We start from the raw sequence: 24200 nt of genomic DNA, 5'->3' as shown, positions 1-24200 counted from the left end.
GGGTTTCAATGTCCATGACCGCTCACTTGTAGATAAAGCCTACGGCGCCGTGATATTGGCCCGCCGCGACGGGTTCCTTACGGCCGTAGATCTTGTTGACGCGGTTCAGGAAGAAGGTCGCGGCATCGTTTTCCGGATTGAAGTTGTCGTCCGGCCGGGCGATCTCGTTGCGCGCAACGGGACGGACCAGATAAGGCGTCGCGATGATCACGAGTTCGGTTTCGTTACGGATAAAGTCCTTGCTGCGGAAAAGCGTCCCGAACACCGGAACCTTGGAAATACCCGGCAGGCCGGACATTGCCTGTCGGACATTGTCCTGCACCAGGCCGGCGATGACGATGGAGCCGCCGGATGGCAATTCGACCGTGGTCGAAGCCTCGCGCTTGCGGATCGACATGTAGGTATTGCCGGGGATCCGCAGCGAAGCACCGTTACCTGTCGCGGCAGAACCTTCGTAGGTCGGCTCCGACACGTTGGTTTCAATCACCAGGCTGATGCGCCCGGGGGACAGAACGACAGGCTTGAAGTTCAGTTCAATACCATAATCGACGGTGTCGACCGTCTGCGTGACAGTACCCGCCTGGCCATCGACTTCCTGCTGGCCAGGCAGGCGGTATTCACCGCCGACATAAAATTTCGCCTGCTGGCCGGAAATGGCAGTCAGGCTGGGTTCGGCAAGCGTGCGCATGACGCCCGCCTGTTCCATGGCGTTCATATAAGTCGAAAGGCCGACATTGCCTATGTTGCCGGACAGAACGCCTTGAGCAGCCAGGCCGACGGCATTTCCGAGATTGGCGGGGTTGGCAAAGGAAATCGAGCCTTTAGGTCCGGCCACAGAGCCATTGAAACCGAGCTGCTTCAGCACCTGCCGGCTGACTTCCGCAACTGTCACCTTCAGCGTGACCTGGTCCTCACCCTCGATCGTCAGCAGGTTGACGATCTGGGACTGCTGTCGGGTTTCGGCGAAGATGTCCGCGTCGCCGTTATTGCCTTGAGCCGTGATATTCCGGGTGGTCGCCTCACCGCCCTTGAGGAAGGCGGTGGTGAGCTTTTCCGCTTGTGCCGAGTCCTGCGGCGTCCGAACGCTGCCGGACAGAACGATGTTGTCCGAGATGATCTCGACCTTGATGTCCGATTCAGGCAGGAACCGGCGAAGGTTCTGCTCGAGACCGGAAATATCGCGTTCGATTGCCACGTCCAGGCTGACGATTTCCTCGCCGTTGGGTCCGAAGACGAAGATGTTGGTCTGGCCGACGGTCTTGCCGAACAGATAGATACGGCGGGAGGTGCGCGTCACCGCGTCGGCCATGCTCGGGTCGGCGACCAGAATGTCGTGGGCATCGGACGGCAGATCGACAACCAGTGCCTTGTTGAGACCGAGCTGAAGCCGTTTGCGTATGCCAGGGCCGCCTTCGGTGATGCGGACGACGCTGTTTTCGGCCGCAAGGGCTTGCGCCGGCTGAAGGCTGATCGGGGTGATATTCAGCGAAACGCCGGAAAAGGCGAGGCAAAAAGCCATGCCTGCCGCTGCCGAGCTACGAATCTTGAGTTTCAGACTGTTCACTTGAACGCTCCGTTCATTTCGCCTGCTCCGCCGTCGCCGTGCTCTTGACGATTGCCCCCGACTTGATGACCTGGATATCCGCCTTGCCATCACCCCCATGCAGCAAATAGTCCGGGGCTACCGTGTCGGTCTCCTGCGAATCCGCGACCGAGCGCAGCGCGAGCGTCAGCCGCTGAGCCATCTGCTGGGCGACGGCGATGACCTTTGTCTGGTCCGGCGTCAGTTCCAGCGTCGCCGTCGTGCCGACGACGGATTTCTTGCCGTCCTCGCTTTCCTGGACCTGCTGGTCGATCGCAAGGACACGAACGTTGCTCAGGATGTTTTCGGTAATGTAATTGCCGTTATCCTTGTTCTCGCGCACCATGATGACGTCGACCCGGTCATTCGGCAGCACGAAGCCGCCGGCGCCAGTAGCAACCGAGATCTCGGTTGCTACTGCCCGTTTTCCGGATGGCAGCAGCGAGGACATGATCCGGCTGGATGAGTCGGCGATCTTCTCGGCGCGCATCGGCTCGCCCTTGAACATCGGCATGCGGACGACGACGCCCTGAAGCTCGGTCATGGCATTCGGGCGCGTGGAATCGGTGATGAATCCGTCGACGATGCCGCTTGAGGGCCAGGACGCCCATGCCATCGACTTTTCGTTCAGCCGGCTGCCGACGGGCAGGTTCTGAGCCGTCACGAGCACCTTGACCGTCGGCTCCTTCTGGATGACGGTTTCCACCAGTTCGGGTGCCTTCGTACCGGAAAGGCGCATGGCGAGTATGCCGGCGAGGCCCGCCGCCACCACGGCAACCGCTAGAATAATGATACGGGTGGGCTTCATGGCCATTCCTTGGGGGAACACTAACTTCCCGGAGAATGGCCTCCAATGGTGTAATTATAGTTAATGAGACACTTACAATTCTGGTTAACGCGATCTTTCCATCGCTGAAACCTTTATTGAAACGCTTTCACGGCCAGGAGATGAATCGGCGCAAGCTCGAAGGTCAGGAAGCCGGCGATCGCGATGGCGATACCGTAAGGAATCTTCTTGGCGTTGACGAGGGATGAGGGGAGCGGGATACCCATGGCCATGACCGACTCCGCCTGCGAGCGCAGGAGCAGGAAAACAAGCGTCACCGCGCCGCCGACATAACCGACGGTGACGAGGAAAACGAGAAGCGAATGATTGAAGCCGAACCAGACGGCTGTCGCGGTCAGTAGCTTGGCGTCGCCGCCGCCCATGACATTGAAGGCAAACAGCGCGAAACACGCGCCGAACACGGCGAGACCGGCGACCAGATTCATGCCGATTTCCGGCCAGGGTAGCCCCGTGAGCGGGGCTAGGACCAGAAAGGCGAGGACCGCAATCGCGGAAATGTGGTTGGGAATGGTCATCGTGAACAGATCGTTGACCCCGGCAATGGCCAGCGCGAGTGGAAGCGCCGTTAGAATTAGTATGGCGATAGCCATATCAGCCATGGTTCACCCGATCTCGTAGCCAGTGTACTTAGCCAATTGCGAGAGTCGCCAATTGGCGACTCTCGCATAACTCATGGGCTGAGGCGATATGATCGAGCTGCAGCCACCGCAATATCAGCACGTGGTAGTGCTGTCGCTGCAGTTAAGCTTCGCCGCGATGTTGGTGAACTGGTTGTCCAGCGCATTGCCGAGGGTCGATGCACCGGCGATCAGGGCAACGGAGATGAGTGCTGCGATAAGACCATACTCGATGGCAGTCGCACCAGATTCATCTTTCATAAAACGAGCGAAAATCTTGGTCATGGAACTCTCCTACTCCACATTTGTTGTTCAGCACTTCCCGACAACTGTTTTCCGTTGTTCGGATGACTGCAACCTATAGAGGGACGATTGCCATCGGCTTAAGGAATATCGTTACCTTCCGGTTAACGGAGGATTGCCGGTTGCGTGGTAAACGAAGAGGAAAGAACAAAACCTGCATTCGAGCGAATGCCCGCTTCTGCTCATAATTTGCTAATGTGCATTTTTTTACAGAACCTTAATTTGCATGCAGGAAGTCTGAAATTCGCTTCCATGGGTTGCAATCCCGGTCAATCGCCAGTGGTTAAGACAAGACCGAGAACCGGCTTCTGTGCCACTTAACCCTTCATTCACCAATCGCAGCCATCCTTGCGCAGATAACAATCTCACCTGAAGGCCCCTCCAATGCTGTTCCGTAGCGTCATGGTCCGACTCCTCGCCATTTGCGGTGTCGTCTTCGCGGGCGCAGGACCATCGGCGGCGCAGGATCAGGGGGACCTTCTGCGCGTATTCATGAACCACGCGCGCGTGCTGAAACTCGACAGGCCGGTCAGCAAGGTCATCGTCGGCAACTCGAACGTGGCCGATGCCACCGTTGCGGACTCCACCACGATCGTCCTTACCGGCCGCAGCTTCGGCACGACCAATCTCGTGCTGCTGGACGCCGAGGGTAATGCGATTGCTGACGAACGCGTCCTCGTTTCGATTGATGAAGGAAACACGGTGCGCGTCTTCCGGCAAACCGAACGTTCCATCCTTTCCTGCACACCCAATTGCGAGCAGCACGCCGAGTTCAAGAACACCGCTACGCCCTGATCGGGGACAGGTGGTTAAACTGCGGACGATCGCTGCAACGGAATCTCAATAATCCCGCCATACGATCGGCACGCTCAAGCCGGGCTTGTCGGACGGGAACCATGTGCCAGGATTATGACGATACCAGAAGCAAGGCGCCAATGCCGGTGAGAGGCAAGGGCGCGTGGCGGCGGATTGCCCGCTCAAAGGACGGAGCGGCCGCAATCGAATTCGCGTTGCTGGCCATCCCCTATTTCCTGATCGTCTTCGCGATCGTCGAAACCTTCATCGCCTATACGGGAGAACAGCTTGTCGCCAATGCCGTCGACACGATGGCGCGCAAGCTCAGGACCGGCAACATCACCTACCAGCTCGGCCGCACTACCTACAAAAACGAAACGGATTTCCGCCGCGCCTTTTGCGACGAAATATCGATCCTAATCAAGTGCAGCGAGGAGGAGATCACGACGCCGGATAAACTTCTGCTCGATGTCCGCTCGTTCGCCAGTTTTGCACTGATTCCGACGACAATTCCGCGTTCGACCTCCGGCAGCGCTTTCGGCGAACTCGATACGTCTTCCTTCGCCTATGCGCCAGGCCCCGCGAAAAGCATCAACATGCTGCGGGCTTATTACCGCTGGGACGTCATCACCGATCTGATCCGGCCCTACATCACCAATGTGCGACCTGAGGGCGGCGGGCGTCCGAACTATTTCCTGATCGTCGAAACATCCGCCTTCCGAGCCGAGGACTACCCGTGATGGAAGAGCAAAAATCCCAGCCGGATAAGCGATATCGTGGCATTTTGGTCCGCCTCAAACAGCTGGTGGCTGACAGGCGCGGCGTCGGCGCCGTGGAGTTCGCCCTGATCGCGCCGCTGCTTCTCAGCCTTTATATCACCTCCTTCGAGATCACCATCGGCCTCAGCGTCTCCAAGCGGGTGACGCGTAGCGCCAGCACCATCGCCGATCTGGTGACCCGGGAAACGAGCGTCGATAAGACGATCCTCATGACGATGAAGGACGTGACCGCAAGTCTGTTTGCGCCCTATACGCCCAACACGCTCAGCATCAAAGTCACGGGGGTGACACTCGATGCAACTGGCAATCCGACCGTTGCCTGGTCATGGGACGAAAAAGATGGCAGGCCCTATGCGATCGGCTCCGCGGTCCAGGTGCCGGCCGATATGCACCTAGCCAATTCCTTCCTTGTCCGGGCGGAGGTCTCAGTTCATCATGAACTCCTGATGTTCATGCCCGGTCTCCTGCCGAGCGAGGTTCAGGACCTCACCATTGCGCGGGAGTATTTCTACCGCCAGCGCCTCGGAGACAGCGTCAACTGCACCAATTGCTGAAGCGCATCGGACGTTAACCCCTTTGCCAACACGCGCACGCGGCTATATGAATCCCGATTCGAGCCGGCCAGCAGAACCGTCGGCTGGCGATATTCAAACTTCCGGGTGACCGATGGCGCGTGCCTTCCTGTTCGTTCTTGATTCATTCGGCGTGGGCGGCGCCCCGGATGCGGACGAGTATGGCGATCTGGGCTCCAACACGCTCGGGCATATCGCGGAGTTCTGCGCGGCCGGCGTCGGCGACCGGGCGGGCCTCAGGGAAGGTCCGCTGCATCTGCCGAACATGTCGTCGCTCGGGCTTCTGGAAATCGCCAAGCTTGCCAGCGGCGACTATCCCGCCGGCATGCCGATGCCGGAGCGGATCTTCGGCCTGCACGGCGCGGCCAACGAAATTTCCCGCGGCAAGGATACGCCATCCGGCCATTGGGAAATCGCCGGGACGCCCGTGATGTTCGATTGGGGTTATTTCCCGACCGAAGGCGAGGCCTTCTCTCCCGAACTGGTGGATGCCATCTGCCGTGAGGGCGACATTGCGGGCATTCTGGGCAATTGCCACGCATCCGGCACCGAAATCATCGCCCGGCTCGGGGAAGAGCATATCCGTACCGGCAAGCCTATCTGCTACACGTCGACAGACTCCGTTTTCCAGATTGCCGCCCACGAAACCCATTTCGGCCTCGAGCGGCTGCTCCGGCTCTGCGAAACCGTCCGAGTGCTGCTCGATCCGATGAATATCGGCCGTGTGATCGCGCGGCCTTTCCTCGGCGAGACGGCAGAGACGTTCGAGCGCACCGGCAATCGCCGTGACTTCTCCGTGCCGCCGCCGGAGCCGACATTGCTCGACCGGCTGATCCGGGGCGGTCGTTCGGTGCATGCCATAGGCAAGATCGGCGACATCTTCGCCCACCAGGGCGTTTCGCGCGTCATCAAGGCGAACGGCAATGCGGCGCTGATGGACGCGACCCTTGCCGCCATGGACGAGGCGGCGCTGGGCGATCTGGTTTTCACCAATTTCGTCGATTTCGACATGCTCTACGGTCATCGCCGGGACGTGCCGGGTTATGCCGCGGCGCTCGAAGCCTTCGACCGCGCCCTGCCGGACGTCCATCGGCGGCTGAAGCCGGGCGACCTCGTCATCCTCACTGCCGATCATGGCTGCGACCCGACCTGGCGCGGCACCGACCACACCCGCGAGCGGGTGCCGGTCATGGCGTTCGGGCCGGGCATCCGCTCCCGCTCGATCGGGATCAGGGCAAGCTATTCGGACATTGCCGAAACCATAGCCACGCATCTCTCGATCCCGCTCGGGCCCAACGGATGGAGCTTCCTTTGACCAAACACCTCCTCAAGGCCGAGATTCACTGCCATATCGAAGGCGCCACGCCGCCGGCACTGGCGGCAAGCCAAGCCAGGAAATATGGCGTCGATGCGAGCAAGGTGTTGCGTGACGGTGCCTATGCCTGGTCGGACTTTTCCGAATTTCTCGTCTGCTACGATGCGGTTGCCAGCCTGTTCAGAACGGCTGACGACTACGCGCTGCTGACCGAGACCTATCTTCTGGAACTCGCCGCCGCCAACACGATCTACAGCGAAATCATCGTCTCGCCCGATCACGGAGACCGGATCGGGCTCGGCGCCGATGCCTATCTTGCCGGCATCTGCGACGGCATCCATGCGGCGCGTGAAAAGACCGGGATCGAGGCGCGGATCATCGTCACGGGCGAACGGCATTTCGGCCCGGACCGGGTGATCTCGGCCGCGGAATATGCGGCACGGGCGAAAAACCCGCTGGTGACCGGCTTCAACATGGCCGGCGAGGAACGCATGGGCCGCGTCGCCGACTATGCCCGCGCCTTCGATATCGCCCGCGATGCCGGACTGGGCCTGACCATCCACGCCGGCGAGGTCTGCGGTGCCTTCAGCGTTTCCGATGCGCTCGATCTGGTGAAGCCTTCCCGGATCGGCCATGGCGTCCGGGCGATCGAGGATCCGGCACTCGTGGAACGGCTTGTCGAGCTCGGCACCGTGCTGGAGGTCTGCCCGGGCTCGAACATCGCGCTGAACGTGTTTCCGGATTTCGATAGCCACCCGCTGAAACGTCTCAAGGCCGCCGGCGTGCGGGTCTGCATCAATTCCGATGACCCTCCCTTCTTCCACACCTCGCTCGCCCGCGAATACGAGATCGCTTCGGCGATCATGGGAATGCCGGATGACGAGATCGATGAGATGACGCGCACGGCGATCGAAGCTGCCTTCGTGGACGAAGAGACAAGGGCAAAGCTGATCGCCCGGTTCGACGCACAGGCTGGGTCAGAGGCTGGGGATGAGGCGGCCATACGCGCCTGATGGGTTGCGGAACCGGCCTTTTTCCTGAATGAAGAGACAGGCAAACAATAAGGGGAAGCTCATGAACGGCGTCACTGTCATTGATCATCCGCTGGTGCAGCACAAGCTGACGATCATGCGCAAGAAGGAAACCTCGACGGCGGGTTTCCGGCGGCTGCTCCGGGAAATCTCTATGCTGCTCTGCTACGAGGTAACCCGCGACCTCGAGCTGACCATGGAAACCATCGAGACGCCGCTCACGCAAATGCAGGCGCCGGTCGTCGAGGGCAAGAAGCTGGTCTTCGCTTCGATCCTGCGTGCCGGCAACGGGCTTCTGGAAGGCATGCTGGAACTGGTGCCCTCGGCCCGAGTCTCGCATATCGGCGTCTACCGCGACCACGAGACGCTGCAGCCGGTCGAATATTACTTCAAGGCGCCGGACGATATCGCAGAGCGGCTGATCATCGTTGTCGATCCGATGCTGGCGACCGGCAACTCCTCGATCGCCGCAGTCGACAAGCTGAAGGAACGCGGAGCGCACAACATCCGCTTCCTCTGCCTGCTTGCAGCCCCCGAGGGCATCGCCAACTTCCGCGCGGCGCATCCGGACGTGAAGATCTACACGGCCTCGATCGACAGCCATCTCGACGAAAATGGCTATATCGTGCCCGGTCTCGGTGACGCCGGAGACCGCATGTACGGTACAAAGTAATTAATTTAGAATTCGCTTACCAAGCTTTGAAATGAACGGCCTGCGAAGATTTCGCGGGCCGTTTTCTTATGGTTTTCCGGTTATGCAGGAAGCGGATATCCGGTTTATGCCGAGAGGATTGTTCATGCTCCTGCGCACCGTCATTTTTGCCGCCGTTGCGGCGCTGCTGGCGACACAGATCCCAGCGATGATCCAGCGTGCCGATCATCCGACGGAGGCGATGGCCGCCGTCGAAGCGCCCGCAAAGGCAACCCCTGTCTCCGTGACATCCGGGAGCGTGACGCTGGAAGCGGATGGGCGCGGACATTTCAACGGCACGTTCCGGATGAACGGCAAGTCCGTCGATGGCCTCGTCGATACAGGGGCGTCCCTGGTGGCGATCAACGAGAGCACGGCCCGCAAGCTGGGCTACAGCGCCAACGGCCTGGATTTCCGCTACACCGTCAATACCGCCAATGGCGGCACCGAGGCGGCGCATGTGGTCCTCGACCGGATCGAGATCGGCGGCGTGCGCGTCAAGGACGTCGATGCCTTCGTGCTGCGCGACAAGGCGCTGACCGGCACCCTGGTCGGCATGAGTTTCTTGAAGAAGCTGAAATCCTTCCAGGTGGAAGGCGGGAACCTGAAGCTGATCCAGTGATCAGCCGATGCGCTTCAAGATGACCGGCGCGGCTGCGACCGGAGCATCAGCGATCGTGTAGAAACGCGCGACATCCTCGGCGATCCGCCTGGCATCCTCTTCAGTTCTGGCATGTACCATGGCGATCGGCTCGCCTTCCGACACGGGACTACCGAGCGGCAACAATGCGCTGAAGCCGACACGATGATCGATCGGATCTGCGGCCCGCTTGCGGCCTCCGCCGAGTTCGACCACGGCCAGGCCGAGGGCGCGGGTCTCGCAGGCGACAAGGTATCCATCACGCGGCGCCGGCACGCGCAACTGCACCGGCGCGCGCTGCAGATAGACATCCGGCCGCTCGCAGAAATCCACTGGTCCGCCGAGCGCATGGACCATGCGGGCAAAACGCTCCATCGCTTCGCCGGAACTCAGGGCCAGTCGCGCATTCTCCTCGGCTGCCGACAGGTCACGCGCCACACCTGCCTGAACCAGCATTTCCGCGGCCTGCGCCAGAACGACTGCTTCAAGCCGCGTACCGGCTTTCAGTCCGGCGAGAAAATCGAGACAGTTGACGATTTCGAGCGCATTTCCGGCCGCATCGGCGAGCGGCTGGTTCATGTCGGTCAGCAACGCTGCGGTCTTGACGCCCGCTCCGTTTGCCACCTCGACCAGCGAGCGGGCAAGCGTTTCCGCCTCACCTAGGCTTTCCATGAAGGCGCCGTTGCCGACCTTCACGTCAAGCACGAGGCTGCCGAGCCCGGCCGCGAGTTTCTTGGAGAGGATGGAGGCTGTAATCAATGGTATGGATTCGACGGTGGCCGTCACGTCGCGGATACCGTAGAGCCGGCGGTCGGCGGGGGCGAGGTCGCTCGTCTGTCCGATAATGGCACAGCCAACCTCGTCGACGACCTTCCGGAACAGTGTCTCGTCCGGCATCACGTTGTAACCTGGAATCGACTGCAGCTTGTCGAGGGTGCCGCCGGTATGCCCGAGCCCGCGGCCGGAAATCATCGGGACGGCAAGACCACAGGCGGCAACGATCGGCGCGAGCATCAGCGAGACATTGTCGCCGACGCCGCCGGTGGAGTGCTTGTCCGCTACCGGGCGGCCAAGGCCATCCCAATTCAGGACAGTCCCGGAATCACGCATGGCAAGCGTCAACGCTACCGTCTCATCGCGGGACATGCCCCGAAAGAAGACAGCCATGGCGAAGGCAGCCGCCTGGCCCTCGGAGATTTCCTCTTTTGTCAGGGCCGCGATGAAGGCTGCGATCTCCTCGCCGGCGAGGACTTTTCCGTCGCGTTTGCGACGGATGATCTCCTGCGGGATCATCCTGTCAGTAGCCGCTTGATGCGCGGACAGTGGTGCCGCCGCTCAGCACGCCGAGAATATCGTCAAGCAGGCTGGATGCGCCGAACCGGAAGGTGGATGGCATGATCCAGTTCGGAGCCATGATCGTTTCGGCAAGCCGGAAGTAGAGATCGGCGTCGGCAACAGTCGATATCCCGCCGGCAGGCTTGAAGCCGACCCGCTTTTTCGAATCCCGGATCGCCTGCAGCATGATATCGGCAGCTTCGAGCGTCGCGTTGACGGCGACCTTGCCGGTCGACGTCTTGATGAAATCGGCGCCGGCGGCAATCGCCAGTTCGGAACCGCGGCGGATCAGCGCGCTGTCCCTGAGTTCGCCCGTCTCGAGGATCACCTTCAGGCACGCATCGGGGCAGGCAGCGCGGACGGCCTCGACCATTTCGGTCACCGCGGCCTCGTCTCCCGCGAGCAGCTTGCGATAGGGAATGACCATGTCGATCTCGTCGGCGCCGTGCTCGATCGCCTGCCGCGTCTCTTCGATCACGGTCGCGACAGCCAGATCGCCCGACGGAAAATTCACGACGGTCGCGATGCGGACCGGATGTTCGGGGCCCAAGATCTGGCGCGCATGGGCGACGAAACGCGGCCAGATGCAGATCGCCGCCGTGTTGCCATAAGACGTCTGGGCGCGCAGGCACAGTTTCTCGATCGCTGCATTGTCGCAATCGTCGCGCAGGTTCGTCAGGTCGAGAAGCGATAGCGCGAAGGCTGCCGCCTCGCGCGGGCTCAGGAGTTCCATGTCGAGTGCCTCCCCGGCTTGGTTACTGCGCCGCGCGACCGTTGGCCGCATCAGGGACCCAGTAAATTCAAAGGCGACGCAGGTCCGACCAAAGTCTGTTCGACTTCTGGGTCATGCGCCTGGTCATATTTACCGTTCAAACGATTAGATGCAAGCCACACCGGCGGAACGCATGGCCGCACGGGACGTATCCGATTGAAATACATCGTGTAATCAGGCCAACATTTCTTTCAGAATAGCCGCCAGTCGCTGCCCACCGATGGGGGCCATGTCCTTGGTTTCCGCGTGGCTGAGCTCTGCACCGGTCATGCCTGCGCCGAAATTCGTGATGACCGACGCGGCCGCAACCTTGAGCCCGAAATAGCGTGCGAGGATGACTTCCGGTACTGTCGACATGCCGACCGCGTCGGCGCCAAGCGTGCGCGCCATGCGGATTTCCGCCGGCGTCTCGAAGCTCGGTCCGGAGAACCACATGTAGACCCCGGAAAACAACGGGACGCCGCAACGGATCGCCGCATTGCGCATGTCGAGCGCGAGGTCGGCATCATAAGCGGTGGTCATGCCCACAAAACGCCCGTCGCCTTCCTCGCCGATCAGTGGGTTCATACCGGAATAGTTGATGTGGTCGGAAATCTGCATCACCGAGCCTGGTGGCATATCCTCCTTAAGTGATCCCGCCGAGTTGGTCAGGATCAGCGACTGGACTCCGAGGCCCTTCATCACCTCGATCGGAAAACGCATCACCTTGGCATCGCCGCGCTCGTAATAGTGAGCGCGTCCGGAAAGCATGATAACCGGCTCGGCTCCGAGATAACCGGCGACGATCTCACCCGCATGCCCGGTGACGCCGCTCGCCGGGAAACCGTCGAGCGCGCCATAGGGGATGCGGACGGCCTCCGTCACCTCGTTCACAAGCGAACCGAGGCCTGAACCGAGCACGACCGCGTGGCGCGGCACCAGGCCATCCAGGCGATCAACGAGCAGATCGATGACTTGCCTCATGTCCACCGCCTCAGCCGATCGCGTCCGTCTCGAAAGCATAAGGGAGAAGCTCCGCCATGGTGACGGTCTTCTGCACGCCGAGATCGTCGCAGAGATAGATGCGCGTACCGGCGGAGGCAAACTCGGCGATCTTCTGCCGGCAGCCACCACAGGGCGAGCAGAGCGCCAGCTTTTCGGCGATCACCGCCAGTTCGACGATCTTCTTTCCGCCGCCCATGATCATCGCGCCGATCGCCGTCGGCTCGGCGCACCAGCCCTGGGGGAAGGAGATGTTCTCGATATTGGCGCCAAGATAGACCTTGCCATCATCGGCGCGGATCGCCACGCCCACCGGGAATTTCGAATAGGGGGCATGAGCCTTGGCCATCGCGTCGCGGGCGGCTTCGAAAAGGTCGTGAGACATCTGATCAACGCTCCTTGGTATAGGGCACGCCGCCGGCCTTGGGCGGACGAGCGGTGCCGATGAAACCGGCGAGCAATACGCAGGTGAGGATATAGGGCAGCGCCTGGAAGATCTGTACCGGCACTTCGCCGATCAGCGGCATCGATTTGCCCTGCATGAAATTGGCGAACGCATCGAGGAAACCGAAGAGCAGGCAGGCGAGCATGACCGGCACCGGTTTCCACTTGGCGAAGATCAGCGCCGCGAGCGCGATATAACCCTTGCCGGCCGACATGTTGTTGATGAAGGCGGCCGATTGGGCGATCGACAGATAGGTGCCTGCGAAACCGCAGAGGAATCCTGCGACGATCAGCGAGCGATAACGCATCCAGGCAACCGAAATGCCGGCGGTATCCACCGCACCCGGATTTTCACCGACGGCACGCAGGCGCAGCCCGAAGCGGGTGCGATAGAGAACCCACCAGGAGATCGGCACCATCAGGAAGGCGATATAGGTGAGGACGTTGTTGCCTGAGATCACGTTGGCATAAAGCGGGCCGATGATCGGCACGTCGCGCATCATGTCGGCGCCCGGCAGGACGATGGACGAGAAGCGGCCTTCAGGTGGAACCTGGCCGGTGCGCCCGCCCTGCCTGAACCAGGCCTGTCCAAGCACGATCGTCAGACCGGCAGCTACGAAATTCAGCGCCACGCCGGAGACGATCTGGTTACCGCGATTGGTGATCGAGGCAAAGCCGTGCACGAACGAAAACACGATCGACACGCTGATGCCGCCGAGCAGGCCGAACCAGGCATTGCCGGTCCAGTAGGCGACACAGGCCGCCGCGAAGGCGGATGCCAGCATCTTGCCTTCCAGGCCAATGTCGAAAATGCCGGCGCGTTCCGAAAAGAGGCCGGCAAGTGCCGTGAACAGAAGCGGGATCGAGAGGCGAACTGCCGAGCCGAGAATGCTGATGAAAATATCGAAATAATCCATGAGCCTACTTCCCGGTGAGCTGCTGGTAGAGCCGGACGATGGACGGGCGCAGCATGTATTCCAGCGCACCGGCGAACAGGATCACCATGCCCTGGATGACGACGATCATGTCACGCGTGATGCCCGGCATGTCGAAGGAGAGTTCGGCCCCGCCCTGATAGAGAATGCCGAAGAGCAGTGCCGCCAGGATGATGCCTGCCGGATGATTGCGGCCCATCAGCGAGACGGCGATGCCGACGAAGCCGGCGCCCCCGACGAATTCGATCTGCAGGCGGGCGGAAGCGCCCATCACCGGGTTCAGCGCCATCATGCCGGCAAGGCCGCCGGAGATCAGCATGGTGATCATGACGATCTTGGAATAGCGGATGCCGGCGTAACTCGCAGCCGTCGGGCTGATGCCGAGCGTGCGCATTTCGTAACCGAGCTTGGTGCGCCAGATCAGTACCCAGACCAGGAAGCACATGATCAGCGCGATCAGGAACGAGAAGTTGAGCGGTGCCGCGCCGATCTTGCCGCCAAACATGGCGATCAGCCAGTCGAGCTTGGGAAGCTGGCCGCCGGGCAGGAAGGTGCGGGTTTCCGGCGCCATCTTGCCAGGCACGATCAGCACGCGCACCAGCATGTAGTTCATCAGCGACGAGACGATGAAATTGAACATGATGGTGGTGATGACGATATGGCTGCCGCGCTTGGCCTGCAGCCAGGCGGGAATGGCGGCGCAGGCCGCCCCGAACAGCGCAGCGCCGATCACCGCGAAAGGCATGGTGACATACCAGGGTACATAGCGGTCCATGGCGAGCGCCACGAGCGCCGCACCAAGGCCGCCGAGATAGGCCTGGCCTTCCGAACCGATGTTGAACAGGCCGGCATGGATCGCGACCGCCACCGAAAGGCCGGTGAAGATGAAGCTCGTCGTGTAGAACAGCGTGAAACCGATGCCCTCGCCACGGCCGAGCGCCCCGACCAACAGCAGTTGCAGCGCCTCGAACGGGCTTTCGCCGATCGCCCAGACGACCAGACCGGAAAAGAAGAAGGCCAGGACGAGATTGAGCAGCGGAATGAGGCCGTAATTGATCCAGGCGGGAAGCGGAACGGATGCGGTGGTCATGCCCCTGCCCTCGTCCGCGGTGCTGCCGCCGAAAGTCCAATCATTCCATGCTCCGGATAGGTCATTGCTGAAAGCGTCATTACTCCGGACATCATGCGGCGATCCCGGCCATCATCAGGCCCAGCGTCTGTTCGCCTGCCTCGCCCGACTTTTCGCCGACGATCTTGCCCGCGAACATCACCAGGATACGGTCGGAGAGCGAGCGGATCTCGTCCAGCTCCACCGAGACCAGCAGCACCGCCTTGCCGGCATCGCGCATCTCGATGATCCGCTTGTGGATGAATTCGATGGCGCCGATATCGACACCGCGGGTCGGCTGACCGATGATCAGCATTTTGGGGTCGCGCTCGATCTCGCGCGCCACGACGATCTTCTGTTGGTTGCCGCCGGAAAAATTGGCGGTCCGCAGCCGCGGGTTCGGCGGGCGGATGTCGTATTTGCCGATCTTCTCCTCGGCATCCTTCCGCATCGCCTCAAGGTCCAGGAGCGGCCCGCGGCCGTATCTGGGATCGCGGTGATAACCGAGGATCGAGTTTTCGTATTCCTCGAACTTCAGGACCAGGCCCATGTGGTGGCGGTCTTCCGGGATATGCGCAAGCCCGAGATCGCGCAGGCCCGCCGGATCGACCCCGGCGACGGGCTTGCCATCGATGAAGATCTCGCCGGACGACGGCTTACGGATGCCGGCGATCGCTTCGAGGAGCTCGGACTGGCCGTTGCCGGCGACGCCGGCGATGCCGACGATTTCGCCGGCCCGCACGTCGAAGGAGACGTCGTCGACCATGGTGACGCCGCGGCTGTCCTTGACCGTCAGGTTCCTGACCGACATCAGGACCCCACCCGGATGGGCGGCTCCCTTTTCGACGCGCAGCAGGACGCGGCGGCCGACCATCAGTTCGGCGAGCTCTTCGACGGTCGTTTCGGCGGTCTTGCGGGTCGCGACCATTTCGCCGCGGCGCATGACGGACACCGTGTCGGTGATCGCCATGATCTCGCGCAGCTTGTGGGTGATGAGGATGATCGTCTTGCCCTGATCGCGCAGCACGCGCAGGACCTTGAAAAGGTGGTCTGCCTCCGGCGGGGTCAGCACCCCGGTCGGCTCGTCAAGAATGAGGATGTCGGCGCCGCGATAGAGCGCCTTCAAAATTTCGACGCGCTGCTGGCTGCCGACCGGCAGTTCCTCGATGACCGCATCCGGATCGACCTCGAGGCCGTAGTCGTCCTCCAGCCGCTTCAGTTCCTTGCGGGCGCTCGCGACGCCCTTGGCGAGGAGCTGGCCACCTTCGGCGCCGAGCATGACGTTTTCCAGCACGGTGAAATTCTCGACCAGCATGAAGTGCTGATGCACCATGCCGATGCCCGCCGCGATCGCTGCCTGGCTATCCCGGATCGTCACCGGCTTTCCGGAAATGCGTATCTCCCCATGGTCGGCCTGGTAGAAGCCGTAGAGGATCGACATCAGGGTCGATTTGCCGGCGCCGTTCTCCCCGATGATACCGTGGATCGAGCCTTTGGCGACCGTCAGATTGATGTTCTTGTTCGCGTGTACCGTACCGAATTTCTTGTCGATGCCGACAAGCTCGATCGCGTGCTCCTTAGGAGAATCGAGGCTCAATGGTTCGCCCTTCCGCCTGATATGCAAAAAGGGCGCATGGCGATCATCATCGCCCTGCGCCCCTCGAAACCCGACCTTACTTGTTGCAGGCTTTGTTCGACATGTAGTCGTGCACCTTGATGGTGCCGGCAATGATGTCGGCCTTGGCCTTTTCAACAGCGGTCTTCATTTCAGGCGTGATCAGTGCCTTGTTGTTGTCGTCGAGCGCGTAGGCAACGCCGTCTTCCTTGACGCCGAGAGCCTGGATGCCGGCCGTGAACTTGTCTTCCTTGGTGTCCTTGAAGGCATTGTAGACGGCGAGATCGACGCGCTTGACCATCGAAGTCAGAACCGAACCCGGATGCAGGTGGTTCTGGTTGGAGTCGACGCCGATCGACAGCTTCTTGTTGTCGGCAGCGGTCTGCAGCACGCCGAGGCCAGTTGCGCCGGCAGCCGCGTAAACGACGTCGGCGCCCTGATCGATCTGGTTCTTGGTGAGCTCGCCGCCCCGGACCGGGTCGTTCCAAGCAGCACCGGTCGTGCCGGTCATGTTCTGGAAGACCTGCGCATCGGGCTTGGCCGCCTTGACGCCCTGGACATAACCGCAGCCGAACTTGCGGATCAGCGGGATATCCATGCCGCCGACGAAACCGACCTTCCCGGTCTTCGACGCCATGCCGGCGAGAAGGCCAACGAGGTAGGAACCTTCTTCCTCCTTATAGAGGATAGAGCGGACGTTCTTCAGGTTGACGACCGAGTCGACAATCGCGAACTTGGTGTCCGGGAACTCGGCCGCTACCTTTTCCATGGCCGAGGTCCAGGCGAACGATACGGCGACCACCGGGTTGAAGCCGCGGCTTGCGAAGTTACGGATAGCCTGCTCGCCCTGGGTGTCGCTGGTCGGTTCGAAATCCCGGAAGTCGATCCCCGTTTCCTTCTTGAACCTTTCGGCGCCGACCGAAGCGGCTTCATTGAAGGATTTATCGAACTTGCCGCCCGTGCCGTAGACCAGCGCCGGCTTGATATCCGCGGCAAGCGCGGTTGCCGACATGGCAGCCATGGCAATGAGGCTCAAAAGGGTTTTCTTCATCGTGCAGCCCTGTTTTTTAGCTGTTAGGTCCCCCCGCAATCCCGTTCTCCGGGCATGTCTGCGGCCACCGGCCCTTTTTCTTCAAGGGTCTGGCTTCGGTCACTCTTGCACGGGTTTCGGAAAAATTCACGAGATTTTTTTCAACTGGTAAAAAACAACGAACCTGCTGAAAACTTCGACAATGCTGTGGAAAAACTGCACAAACACGCGGCTTTAGCCGTGACGCCAAGGGAGCTGGCACGGCCAGCCCTTCAGGCGGAAAACCGCCCTGCGAAATGCGGCCTGCTGTATCCGGCCATCCAGAAGATCAGGGCGATTGCCAGGAACACGACGAATGCCGGCTGCGCCAGCACCGGCGTCACAAAGGGCCGCCAGATATCCTGACTGAGATATGTGCTCACGACGAATTCCGCGAGCGTCAGGCTTTCCGGATCGAGATTGAGCCACGCGTTGCCAAGGCTGGTCAGCACCACCGAGGAGGATGAGACGGACTGGATCGAATCCAGCGTGCCGGCAACGATCGCGGCAGCCAGCGCAAGCCCGCTGAGCAGATGGAAGACGAACCGTATGACTGCCATTCCGAACAAGCCCGCGTCGTTGATCACGGTCGCGCCGCCTGCAGCACGACGGCATTTATGGCAGAAGAAATAGTCCGCGCGCCGAGGCTTGGCAACGCGGCCAGGAAGGTTTTCCCGCCCACTGTCAAAAAACGTTCAGATTCGGGTTGATCCCGGGGAATTGATCGGTATATATCGCGGCCGTTCCAACGTTTTGCTTCTCAGACGACGCAAAGCAACCAAGGACAGGTGGCCGAGTGGTTTAAGGCGCACGCCTGGAACGCGTGTGTGCGTGAAAGCGTACCGTGGGTTCGAATCCCACCTTGTCCGCCATTGGCTTTCTAAATAACTTTTTCTTCTGCGTACCTGCTGGCCGGGCGCTGATGCCCTCGATCGCCTCGCGTCCCGCTCGGATAGTGTTCGAGCCCGCCACTGGCTTATTCCGCGGAACCATCGCGAGATCTCCAAGAATTATTCGAGCCGTCATTCAAAGAGTTTTCGATTCGGCCGGCATCGGTTGTGTGCCTGCAGCCGTATTGAGATGCGGGGATGGAAGACAAAAGACGCAAGGATGCGCATCACGCGTGCTGTCGAACCGAGGCATGTCAGGCCCTTCAACTGGATATACGCCCCGCCCGATACGAACGCCGGGTTGAAGCCGTTTCTTATCAATTGCCAATTTTTCAATAATAGGTTGAGTTAGAAATTCGTTATGCAAAGATTTTACTCTTTTTGGTTACTTTCCTTTCAGACGACAACCAGATGGCTCCAACCAGGCTAATCCGGTCATCGAGCGCTAAGTTCACCTTCTGGATAATTCAGCCATGCGCCGTTCGGTTCTCTGCATAGCCCTTTTCTCAGCCGTGTCATTCCAAGGCGCGACAGCTGGAAATCTTGCCGATTTCAAGCGGCCTCTCGCTATCCCCTTCGACAAGGTGACGCCCTATTCGTTGCAGTTGGCGACGCTCGGAAAGATGTTGTTTTTCGATCCGCGGCTGTCGGGCGCGAAAAACATGAACTGCGCCAGCTGTCACAATCCGTCGTTCGGCTTCGAAGTGCCGGTCAAGACGCCGGTGGGTGCAGCCAACACGCATCTGTCCCGGCAGGCACCGACAATTCTGAACGTTGCGTGGACCACTTCCCTGTTCTGGGATGGTCGTTCGCCGACGCTCGAGGCGCAAGCCGCAGGACCGATCACGGCACCGGCGGAGATGAACGGCAAGCTCGACCAGATCGTGGCCGATCTGCGCTCCATTTCCGACTACGACAGCTGGTTCAAGCAGGTATTCCCGGACAAGGGTGCGACCCAGGAGACGCTGTTGGCGGCGCTCGCGACCTATGAACGAACCGTTGTTTCCGCGTGGTCGCCGTTCGATCGCTGGGTGGACGGCGACCAGGCCGCAGTCCCAGACAGTGCCAAGCGGGGGTTTGAACTGTTTACCGGAAAGGCAAATTGCTCCGTCTGTCACACGGGTTGGAATTTCACCGACCACAAGTTTCACAATACCGGGCTGCCCACAGGCGACATAGGGCGGGCCAAGGTGGAGCCGAACAATCCCAAAGCCTTGTATGCTTTCAAGACTCCCAGCCTTCGCAACACCCTCTATCGAGGCCCGTATATGCATAACGGCAGCCTGGCGACCATGGAGGACGTGATTGCTCACTACGAAAGCGGCGGTACCGAAAGCCCGTCACGCTCGGATCACATATCTCCATTTTTCGTGACCGATCACGAGCGGGAAGACCTGATCGCTTTCCTGAAGACCCTCACTCCCGAGCAGCAGGATTTGCTCCTGCCGACATTACCAAACTGAGTAGCACGCCATGGCACTTTCAGTCCGATTCCAGATCCTTCTTCCCCTCATTCTCTCCATTCTCGCGGGCCTGGGAGCTGCCGCTCTCGTCGGATCGCAGGCGATCGACGGCCAGGCGCATGTGGAACGCGTCGTGCAAGACGCGATTGCCGCCAAGACGCTGGCTGCAAGGACCGGAGCACAGTTCGAGAACGTGTCGGGCGTGGTCGCAAATCTCCTGGCGATGACGACGTTTGTTTCGGTCGAAGAGGTCAAGAAGCGGTTTGACACCACGAATGGCGCTTTGGAGACGACGCTTGCCGAGTTCAGCCGTAATTCGCTATCGCCCGCCGTTTCCGACGACGTCAAAAATCTCACCGAACTGCATGCTGCATGGCGCAGCAATGTGCGCATCATGCTCGGGCTCGATCGGGCGAACGCTATTCCGACGACCGAGCAGCTTACCCGCTCGCGCACGGCCATATTGGCAAGGATTCTCGACATCAACACGATAGTGGACAAGGCGGCGTCCGACAGGGTTGTGTCAGCCGGCGACACGCTTGAGACCGAGATACGCAACGAACTGACGACCGCCGCCGCTCTCGCGGTGGTGGGCGTCGTCATCCTGCTGTTCGTCGCCCAGCGGATTGCCGGTCCGATCGTGCGGATCACCGCGTCGATGAAGCTGCTTGCGGGCGGCAACATCGAGGTCGTCGTGCCAAAACGGCGGGGTGCCAAGGAAATTCGCGCCATGATCGATGCCCTGGCCGTGTTCCGGGAAAATGCCCAGATGCGTGATACGTTGGAGAAGGAAGCGCAATCCCAGACCGCCAGCCTCGCAAATGTCTCGGCGGAAGCCCGGCTGCTGCAGAGCCAGGTGCGCGGCGTCGTCAACAAGGCCACCGAGGGCGATTTCTCCGGTCGGGTCAACGGCCCGTTCGACCGTCCCGAACATCACGAGCTGGCTCAGAGCCTCAATATGCTGATATCGAGCTTCGAAGGCGGGCTCAACGAAACCAGCCGCGTCCTGGATGCACTTGCCAATGCCGACCTGACGATCCGGTTCGAAGGTGTCCACAAAGGCGCATTTGCCGAGCTTCAGGACAATGCGAACGCTGTAACGAGCCGCCTCTCGGCGGTCGTGTCACGACTGGCCGATGCTTGCGCGTCCGTCTCGGCATCCAGCGACGAGATTCTGCGCGGAACCACGGAATTGAACGGGCGGTCTACGCGCCAGTCGTCGATGCTTCAGACAACGGCTGTGACAACGAACGCTGTTGCCGAAACCGTCGGCCAGAACTCCAAGCGGGCTGGCGAGGCCACCAGCGTGATTTCGGATACCAGCCAGATGGCTGAAAACGGCAGCCATGTCATGAACGGCGCGGAAAGCGCCATGGCCCAGATCACCGTCTCCTCCGGCAAGATTTCCGAAATCATCGGCGTCATCGAGGATGTCGCATTCCAAACGAACCTGCTGGCGCTCAACGCAGGGGTCGAAGCCGCGCGTGCAGGCGAAAGCGGGAGAGGGTTCGCGGTCGTCGCAACCGAGGTGCGCTCCCTCGCCCAGTCGACTGCCAATGCTTCCAACGAAGTCAAAGCGCTCATTCAGAAAAGTCAGGCGGAGGTGAAGGCAGGTGCCGAACTGGTCCGCCAGGCGAGCGAGCAGTTTTCCCAGATCGTCTCGTCCATCGCATTCGTCTCTTCGCTTTCCAGCCAGATAACCAGCGAGAGCAACAACCAAAGTGCCAATCTTCGGCAATTGTCGAGCGCGATGAAAGATCTCGACGAGCTCAATGCCCATAGCAACCGGCTCGTCGGTGATCTTTCGGCCTCCACCGAAAGGACAAGCCGGGAAATGGAGGCCCTGGCCGAGATCGTCAATCTGTTCCGCATCGACAATCGGGGGCAATCCCGCACCAGATCGGGCCGGGCTGCCTGAGACAGGCGCCGCCGCAGGGCGTTTCGCTGTCGATACGGGCGGAGTTTTCATCGGAAAGCTCTGCTGCGGCTGGCAACTCTCACGGAACATGAACACAGCCGTCAGCCTTCGTTCATTTTCCGCGGCCTACCTTCACGGAAACCGCCAATCCAGCGGCCAATCCGAAGGAGGAGAGAATGAAAAAGTTCATTGCCGCCTGCATCATCGGGCTTGGATGTCTCACCACGACCGCAGCCCCGACCCTCGCCGATAGCTTCAGCATAACGATTGGCGATCGAGGATATCGGCCCGGACACCACTATCGGCCGTACCATCGCTACCATCGCCCCTACTACCGGCAGTATTCCAGGCACCATTACCGACCGCACTGCAGGGTCCGGAGCGTCGAGTACCGCCATCATGGGCGGTGGGTCACCAAGACCACACGCGTCTGTCGAGGCAGATAAATCGATCCCGACCCGCTAGACCCCGACATGGCTTGCGGGGTCGGCTGGTTTGCGGCGCGCTCTGCATTATTGGGAGATCGAAAAGCTGACCTGCTGCCAACGGCGCAGCTGCGGATCGAAAGCGATCACGAGCTCGAAATCCCTACGGTCCAGGCCCTTGTCGGTGTTGATGTCGGCATGGCCGCCAATGGAGAACCGGCAATTGGCGATCCAGCGAAGATTGCCCCAGGCGACATCGATGATATCGGGGCGTTGTTCAACGAGCTGGCGGGATTTCTCAAACGCGAGGTTTCCCGGGCACGCCTCGTCGGCCGGCTCGCCCACGGCCATGAGAAACGCGAGGCCGGCAATCGGCACCACGAAGGCAACGCTTTTTGCGATATTCGCTTGCATCACGGCTCTCCCAAGCTTCGAACCCGAAGCAGCCGAACTCACGAACAGGGCCTAAATATCCGGAACAAGGCCTGATCATGCCGTAAAGGATAACATCATTTGGACTGGCTCGCCAAGCTTTGCGGAAAGAGCTTATGGCGGCACACCGCCGATTTGGGGTATTGCCAATTTCAACTTTATCTTCATAGGAAATGAACTAGGACGGTCATCCTTGGAGTCTCCTTTGATGGGTAGCGCATGAAATTCGGAACGAGCGGTCTTCGGGGCCTTGTGACTGACCTGGAGGGGCGGGCTTCATCGCTCTACACCCAGGCCTTCGCCCGGCATCTCCTGGAAACGGGCGCGGCAAAACCTGGTGATGCCGTGCTGGTCGGCCGCGATTTCCGCCCGTCTAGCCCCGACATTGCCGCCACCTGCATCGGGGCGCTGAAGCGCGCCGGACTTTCGCCGATCGATTGCGGCGCGGTGCCGACGCCTGCGCTCGCGCTCTACGGGCTTCAGCTCAAGGCCGCATCGCTGATGATCACCGGCTCGCATATCCCCGCGGACCGCAACGGCATCAAGTTCTACCGGCCGGATGGGGAGATCGACAAACAGGACGAGATGCGGATCACCGCGATCGCTGCCGAACTGGACAGAAGCGAAATCGACAAGACGCCCGGCGAAGCGCCGGATCATTCGGCCGAAGCCGAGGCGCTGTTCTTCGCCCGCAATATGGCAATGTTACCCGCGGGTGCGCTCGCCGGCCTCAAGGTCGGGGTCTATCAGCATTCGACGGTCGCCCGAGATCTCATGGTGCGGGTCCTTGAAGGCTACGGCGCAGACGCCGTGCCGCTCGGCCGGTCCGAAGAATTCATTCCGGTCGATACGGAAGCGGTCTCCGTCGAGACGATCGGCCTCCTCAAGGGCTGGGCGCGCGAACATGGGCTCGACGCGATCATCTCGGCCGACGGCGACGGCGACCGGCCGCTGGTTTCCGACGAGACGGGAGAACCGCTGCGCGGCGACCTTCTGGGCCTGATCGCGGCAAAGTTCCTGAAGGCGCAGGTCGTCGTAACGCCGGTCACCTCCAATTCGGGCATCGAGGTGGCCGGGGATTTCGAGACCGTCCGCACCAAGGTCGGATCGCCGTTCGTCATCTCCGGCATGCTCGCAGCACTCGAAGCCGGCAAGACGGGCGTCATGGGTTTCGAGGCGAATGGCGGGCTTCTGACCGCCTCGCCTTTCGAAACCGGTACCGGCACGCTCTCACCACTTCCCACCCGAGACAGTTTTCTGCCGGTGTTGGCGACGCTTGTGCTCGCTGCGCGCGAGAAGAAGCCCCTGTCCCAAATCGCCGCCGGTTTCCGCCTGCCGTTTGCGGCGGCCGACCGGCTGGAGAATTTTCCCGTGGAAACGAGCGCCGCGCTGATGGCGCATCTCAGGCAATCCGACGACAATCTTGCGGCGTTCCTCGCGCCGATTTCGACAGTCGCTGCCAAAAGCGATATCGATGGCCTGCGGGTGACGCTTGAGGATGGCCGGATCGTGCATTTGCGGCCATCGGGCAACGCACCGGAAATGCGCTGTTATGTGGAAGCCGGGACGGTAGGCGAGGCGAGCGCCCTGTTGCACGAGGGGCTGAACCTCATCCGCGCCTGGGCTGCAAAAATTTGAGCG

At 60.9% G+C, this 24200-nt stretch carries 24 protein-coding genes and 1 tRNA gene; 11 read left to right on the top strand and 14 right to left on the bottom strand.

What is annotated here, in order from left to right:
- Positions 1-22: 22 nt before the first annotated feature.
- The 4 genes from C5J26_RS14445 to C5J26_RS14430 all read right to left on the bottom strand — a co-directional run bounded on the left by C5J26_RS14445 (position 23) and on the right by C5J26_RS14430 (position 3331).
- A complete protein-coding gene (locus tag C5J26_RS14445; protein ID WP_105402366.1) occupies positions 23-1564 on the bottom strand; it encodes a type II and III secretion system protein family protein in 1542 nt (513 codons plus the stop codon).
- 13 nt (positions 1565-1577) lie between these two features.
- Entirely contained in the window at positions 1578-2390 is an 813-nt protein-coding gene (gene cpaB / locus C5J26_RS14440) for a Flp pilus assembly protein CpaB (protein WP_105402488.1), read from the bottom strand.
- Between the two features lie 113 nt (positions 2391-2503).
- Positions 2504-3019, bottom strand: coding sequence for a prepilin peptidase (locus C5J26_RS14435; RefSeq protein ID WP_105402487.1), 516 nt, complete (start codon positions 3017-3019; stop codon positions 2504-2506).
- 123 nt (positions 3020-3142) lie between these two features.
- Positions 3143-3331, bottom strand: a complete 189-nt coding sequence (locus C5J26_RS14430; RefSeq protein WP_105402365.1) for a Flp family type IVb pilin — start codon at positions 3329-3331, stop codon at positions 3143-3145.
- A 402-nt stretch (positions 3332-3733) separates the two neighbouring features.
- Here C5J26_RS14430 and C5J26_RS14425 point away from each other — a divergent pair, with 402 nt between their 5' ends.
- The 7 genes from C5J26_RS14425 (at position 3734) to C5J26_RS14395 (ending at position 9154) form a co-directional block, all read left to right on the top strand.
- Positions 3734-4144, top strand: a complete 411-nt coding sequence (locus tag C5J26_RS14425; protein ID WP_245441167.1) for a pilus assembly protein N-terminal domain-containing protein — start codon at positions 3734-3736, stop codon at positions 4142-4144.
- A 140-nt stretch (positions 4145-4284) separates the two neighbouring features.
- The gene (locus C5J26_RS14420; RefSeq protein WP_245441177.1) at positions 4285-4884 is read left to right on the top strand and encodes a TadE/TadG family type IV pilus assembly protein; all 600 of its coding nucleotides are present in this window, start codon (positions 4285-4287) and stop codon (positions 4882-4884) included.
- A complete protein-coding gene (locus tag C5J26_RS14415; RefSeq protein WP_105402363.1) occupies positions 4884-5477 on the top strand; it encodes a TadE/TadG family type IV pilus assembly protein in 594 nt (197 codons plus the stop codon). Before C5J26_RS14420 ends, C5J26_RS14415 begins: the two co-directional genes overlap by 1 nt.
- Positions 5478-5589: 112 nt before the next feature.
- The gene (locus tag C5J26_RS14410) at positions 5590-6810 is read left to right on the top strand and encodes a phosphopentomutase (RefSeq protein WP_105402362.1); all 1221 of its coding nucleotides are present in this window, start codon (positions 5590-5592) and stop codon (positions 6808-6810) included.
- Positions 6807-7823, top strand: coding sequence for an adenosine deaminase (locus C5J26_RS14405; RefSeq protein ID WP_105402361.1), 1017 nt, complete (start codon positions 6807-6809; stop codon positions 7821-7823). Before C5J26_RS14410 ends, C5J26_RS14405 begins: the two co-directional genes overlap by 4 nt.
- Before the next feature lie 61 nt (positions 7824-7884).
- The gene (upp, locus tag C5J26_RS14400) at positions 7885-8514 is read left to right on the top strand and encodes a uracil phosphoribosyltransferase (protein WP_046667258.1); all 630 of its coding nucleotides are present in this window, start codon (positions 7885-7887) and stop codon (positions 8512-8514) included.
- Positions 8515-8638: 124 nt separating this feature from the next.
- On the top strand, positions 8639-9154 hold the full coding sequence (locus tag C5J26_RS14395; protein WP_105402485.1) for a TIGR02281 family clan AA aspartic protease: 516 nt from the start codon (positions 8639-8641) through the stop codon (positions 9152-9154).
- Here the strand turns inward: C5J26_RS14395 and deoA are convergent, their stop codons facing one another.
- The 9 genes from deoA to C5J26_RS14350 form a co-directional block, all read right to left on the bottom strand.
- Entirely contained in the window at positions 9155-10465 is a 1311-nt protein-coding gene (gene deoA, locus C5J26_RS14390; protein ID WP_105402360.1) for a thymidine phosphorylase, read from the bottom strand.
- 4 nt (positions 10466-10469) lie between these two features.
- Positions 10470-11240, bottom strand: a complete 771-nt coding sequence (gene deoC, locus C5J26_RS14385; protein ID WP_105402359.1) for a deoxyribose-phosphate aldolase — start codon at positions 11238-11240, stop codon at positions 10470-10472.
- A gap of 213 nt (positions 11241-11453) precedes the next feature.
- Complete coding sequence (locus C5J26_RS14380; RefSeq protein WP_105402358.1) at positions 11454-12242, bottom strand: purine-nucleoside phosphorylase; 789 nt, start codon at positions 12240-12242, stop codon at positions 11454-11456.
- Positions 12243-12252: 10 nt separating this feature from the next.
- On the bottom strand, positions 12253-12645 hold the full coding sequence (locus C5J26_RS14375) for a cytidine deaminase (protein WP_105402357.1): 393 nt from the start codon (positions 12643-12645) through the stop codon (positions 12253-12255).
- 4 nt (positions 12646-12649) lie between these two features.
- Positions 12650-13621, bottom strand: coding sequence for an ABC transporter permease (locus C5J26_RS14370; protein WP_105402356.1), 972 nt, complete (start codon positions 13619-13621; stop codon positions 12650-12652).
- Positions 13622-13625: 4 nt separating this feature from the next.
- Positions 13626-14729: an ABC transporter permease gene (locus C5J26_RS14365; protein ID WP_105402355.1), complete on the bottom strand. Its 1104-nt coding sequence runs from the start codon at positions 14727-14729 to the stop codon at positions 13626-13628.
- Positions 14730-14820: 91 nt separating this feature from the next.
- Positions 14821-16344: an ABC transporter ATP-binding protein gene (locus C5J26_RS14360; RefSeq protein ID WP_105402354.1), complete on the bottom strand. Its 1524-nt coding sequence runs from the start codon at positions 16342-16344 to the stop codon at positions 14821-14823.
- A 76-nt stretch (positions 16345-16420) separates the two neighbouring features.
- Positions 16421-17413, bottom strand: coding sequence for a BMP family protein (locus C5J26_RS14355; RefSeq protein ID WP_046602960.1), 993 nt, complete (start codon positions 17411-17413; stop codon positions 16421-16423).
- 251 nt (positions 17414-17664) lie between these two features.
- Positions 17665-17991 (bottom strand): hypothetical protein, encoded by a 327-nt coding sequence (locus C5J26_RS14350; protein WP_105402484.1) that lies wholly within the window; start codon positions 17989-17991, stop codon positions 17665-17667.
- A gap of 222 nt (positions 17992-18213) precedes the next feature.
- Here C5J26_RS14350 and C5J26_RS14345 point away from each other — a divergent pair.
- The 3 genes from C5J26_RS14345 (at position 18214) to C5J26_RS14335 (ending at position 21702) form a co-directional block, all read left to right on the top strand.
- Positions 18214-18303: transfer RNA gene (locus C5J26_RS14345), tRNA-Ser, on the top strand.
- Positions 18304-18794: 491 nt separating this feature from the next.
- A complete protein-coding gene (locus C5J26_RS14340) occupies positions 18795-19784 on the top strand; it encodes a cytochrome-c peroxidase (protein WP_105402353.1) in 990 nt (329 codons plus the stop codon).
- Positions 19785-19794: 10 nt separating this feature from the next.
- A complete protein-coding gene (locus tag C5J26_RS14335; protein WP_105402352.1) occupies positions 19795-21702 on the top strand; it encodes a methyl-accepting chemotaxis protein in 1908 nt (635 codons plus the stop codon).
- Positions 21703-22214: 512 nt separating this feature from the next.
- Here the strand turns inward: C5J26_RS14335 and C5J26_RS14330 are convergent.
- Positions 22215-22541 (bottom strand): hypothetical protein, encoded by a 327-nt coding sequence (locus tag C5J26_RS14330; RefSeq protein WP_105402351.1) that lies wholly within the window; start codon positions 22539-22541, stop codon positions 22215-22217.
- Positions 22542-22778: 237 nt separating this feature from the next.
- On the opposite strand from C5J26_RS14330, the gene C5J26_RS14325 reads away from it, so the two are divergent.
- Positions 22779-24197 carry a phosphomannomutase gene (locus C5J26_RS14325; protein WP_105402350.1) on the top strand — a complete coding sequence of 473 codons (1419 nt, stop codon included), beginning with the start codon at positions 22779-22781 and terminating at the stop codon, positions 24195-24197.
- Positions 24198-24200 lie beyond the last annotated feature (3 nt).

The organism is Neorhizobium sp. T7_12, from assembly GCF_002968535.1.
Taxonomy (GTDB): domain Bacteria; phylum Pseudomonadota; class Alphaproteobacteria; order Rhizobiales; family Rhizobiaceae; genus Neorhizobium; species Neorhizobium tomejilense.
The sequence above is the reverse complement of the archived record's forward strand: the minus strand, read 5'-3'. Positions and strand labels throughout refer to the sequence as shown.

What these genes read in the sequence shown, in the direction of transcription:
- C5J26_RS14415 (WP_105402363.1), top strand. Translation starts at nt 4,884, where the DNA reads ATGGAAGAGCAAAAATCCCAGCCGGATAAGCGATATCGTGGCATTTTG.
- C5J26_RS14350 (WP_105402484.1), bottom strand. Translation starts at nt 17,991, where the DNA reads ATGGCAGTCATACGGTTCGTCTTCCATCTGCTCAGCGGGCTTGCGCTG.
- C5J26_RS14355 (WP_046602960.1), bottom strand. Translation starts at nt 17,413, where the DNA reads ATGAAGAAAACCCTTTTGAGCCTCATTGCCATGGCTGCCATGTCGGCA.
- C5J26_RS14340 (WP_105402353.1), top strand. Translation starts at nt 18,795, where the DNA reads ATGCGCCGTTCGGTTCTCTGCATAGCCCTTTTCTCAGCCGTGTCATTC.
- deoA (WP_105402360.1), bottom strand. Translation starts at nt 10,465, where the DNA reads ATGATCCCGCAGGAGATCATCCGTCGCAAACGCGACGGAAAAGTCCTC.
- C5J26_RS14330 (WP_105402351.1), bottom strand. Translation starts at nt 22,541, where the DNA reads ATGCAAGCGAATATCGCAAAAAGCGTTGCCTTCGTGGTGCCGATTGCC.
- cpaB (WP_105402488.1), bottom strand. Translation starts at nt 2,390, where the DNA reads ATGAAGCCCACCCGTATCATTATTCTAGCGGTTGCCGTGGTGGCGGCG.
- deoC (WP_105402359.1), bottom strand. Translation starts at nt 11,240, where the DNA reads ATGGAACTCCTGAGCCCGCGCGAGGCGGCAGCCTTCGCGCTATCGCTT.
- C5J26_RS14380 (WP_105402358.1), bottom strand. Translation starts at nt 12,242, where the DNA reads ATGAGGCAAGTCATCGATCTGCTCGTTGATCGCCTGGATGGCCTGGTG.
- C5J26_RS14325 (WP_105402350.1), top strand. Translation starts at nt 22,779, where the DNA reads ATGAAATTCGGAACGAGCGGTCTTCGGGGCCTTGTGACTGACCTGGAG.
- C5J26_RS14430 (WP_105402365.1), bottom strand. Translation starts at nt 3,331, where the DNA reads ATGACCAAGATTTTCGCTCGTTTTATGAAAGATGAATCTGGTGCGACT.
- C5J26_RS14410 (WP_105402362.1), top strand. Translation starts at nt 5,590, where the DNA reads ATGGCGCGTGCCTTCCTGTTCGTTCTTGATTCATTCGGCGTGGGCGGC.
- C5J26_RS14395 (WP_105402485.1), top strand. Translation starts at nt 8,639, where the DNA reads ATGCTCCTGCGCACCGTCATTTTTGCCGCCGTTGCGGCGCTGCTGGCG.
- C5J26_RS14335 (WP_105402352.1), top strand. Translation starts at nt 19,795, where the DNA reads ATGGCACTTTCAGTCCGATTCCAGATCCTTCTTCCCCTCATTCTCTCC.
- C5J26_RS14420 (WP_245441177.1), top strand. Translation starts at nt 4,285, where the DNA reads ATGCCGGTGAGAGGCAAGGGCGCGTGGCGGCGGATTGCCCGCTCAAAG.
- C5J26_RS14365 (WP_105402355.1), bottom strand. Translation starts at nt 14,729, where the DNA reads ATGACCACCGCATCCGTTCCGCTTCCCGCCTGGATCAATTACGGCCTC.
- C5J26_RS14435 (WP_105402487.1), bottom strand. Translation starts at nt 3,019, where the DNA reads ATGGCTATCGCCATACTAATTCTAACGGCGCTTCCACTCGCGCTGGCC.
- C5J26_RS14375 (WP_105402357.1), bottom strand. Translation starts at nt 12,645, where the DNA reads ATGTCTCACGACCTTTTCGAAGCCGCCCGCGACGCGATGGCCAAGGCT.
- upp (WP_046667258.1), top strand. Translation starts at nt 7,885, where the DNA reads ATGAACGGCGTCACTGTCATTGATCATCCGCTGGTGCAGCACAAGCTG.
- C5J26_RS14370 (WP_105402356.1), bottom strand. Translation starts at nt 13,621, where the DNA reads ATGGATTATTTCGATATTTTCATCAGCATTCTCGGCTCGGCAGTTCGC.
- C5J26_RS14425 (WP_245441167.1), top strand. Translation starts at nt 3,734, where the DNA reads ATGCTGTTCCGTAGCGTCATGGTCCGACTCCTCGCCATTTGCGGTGTC.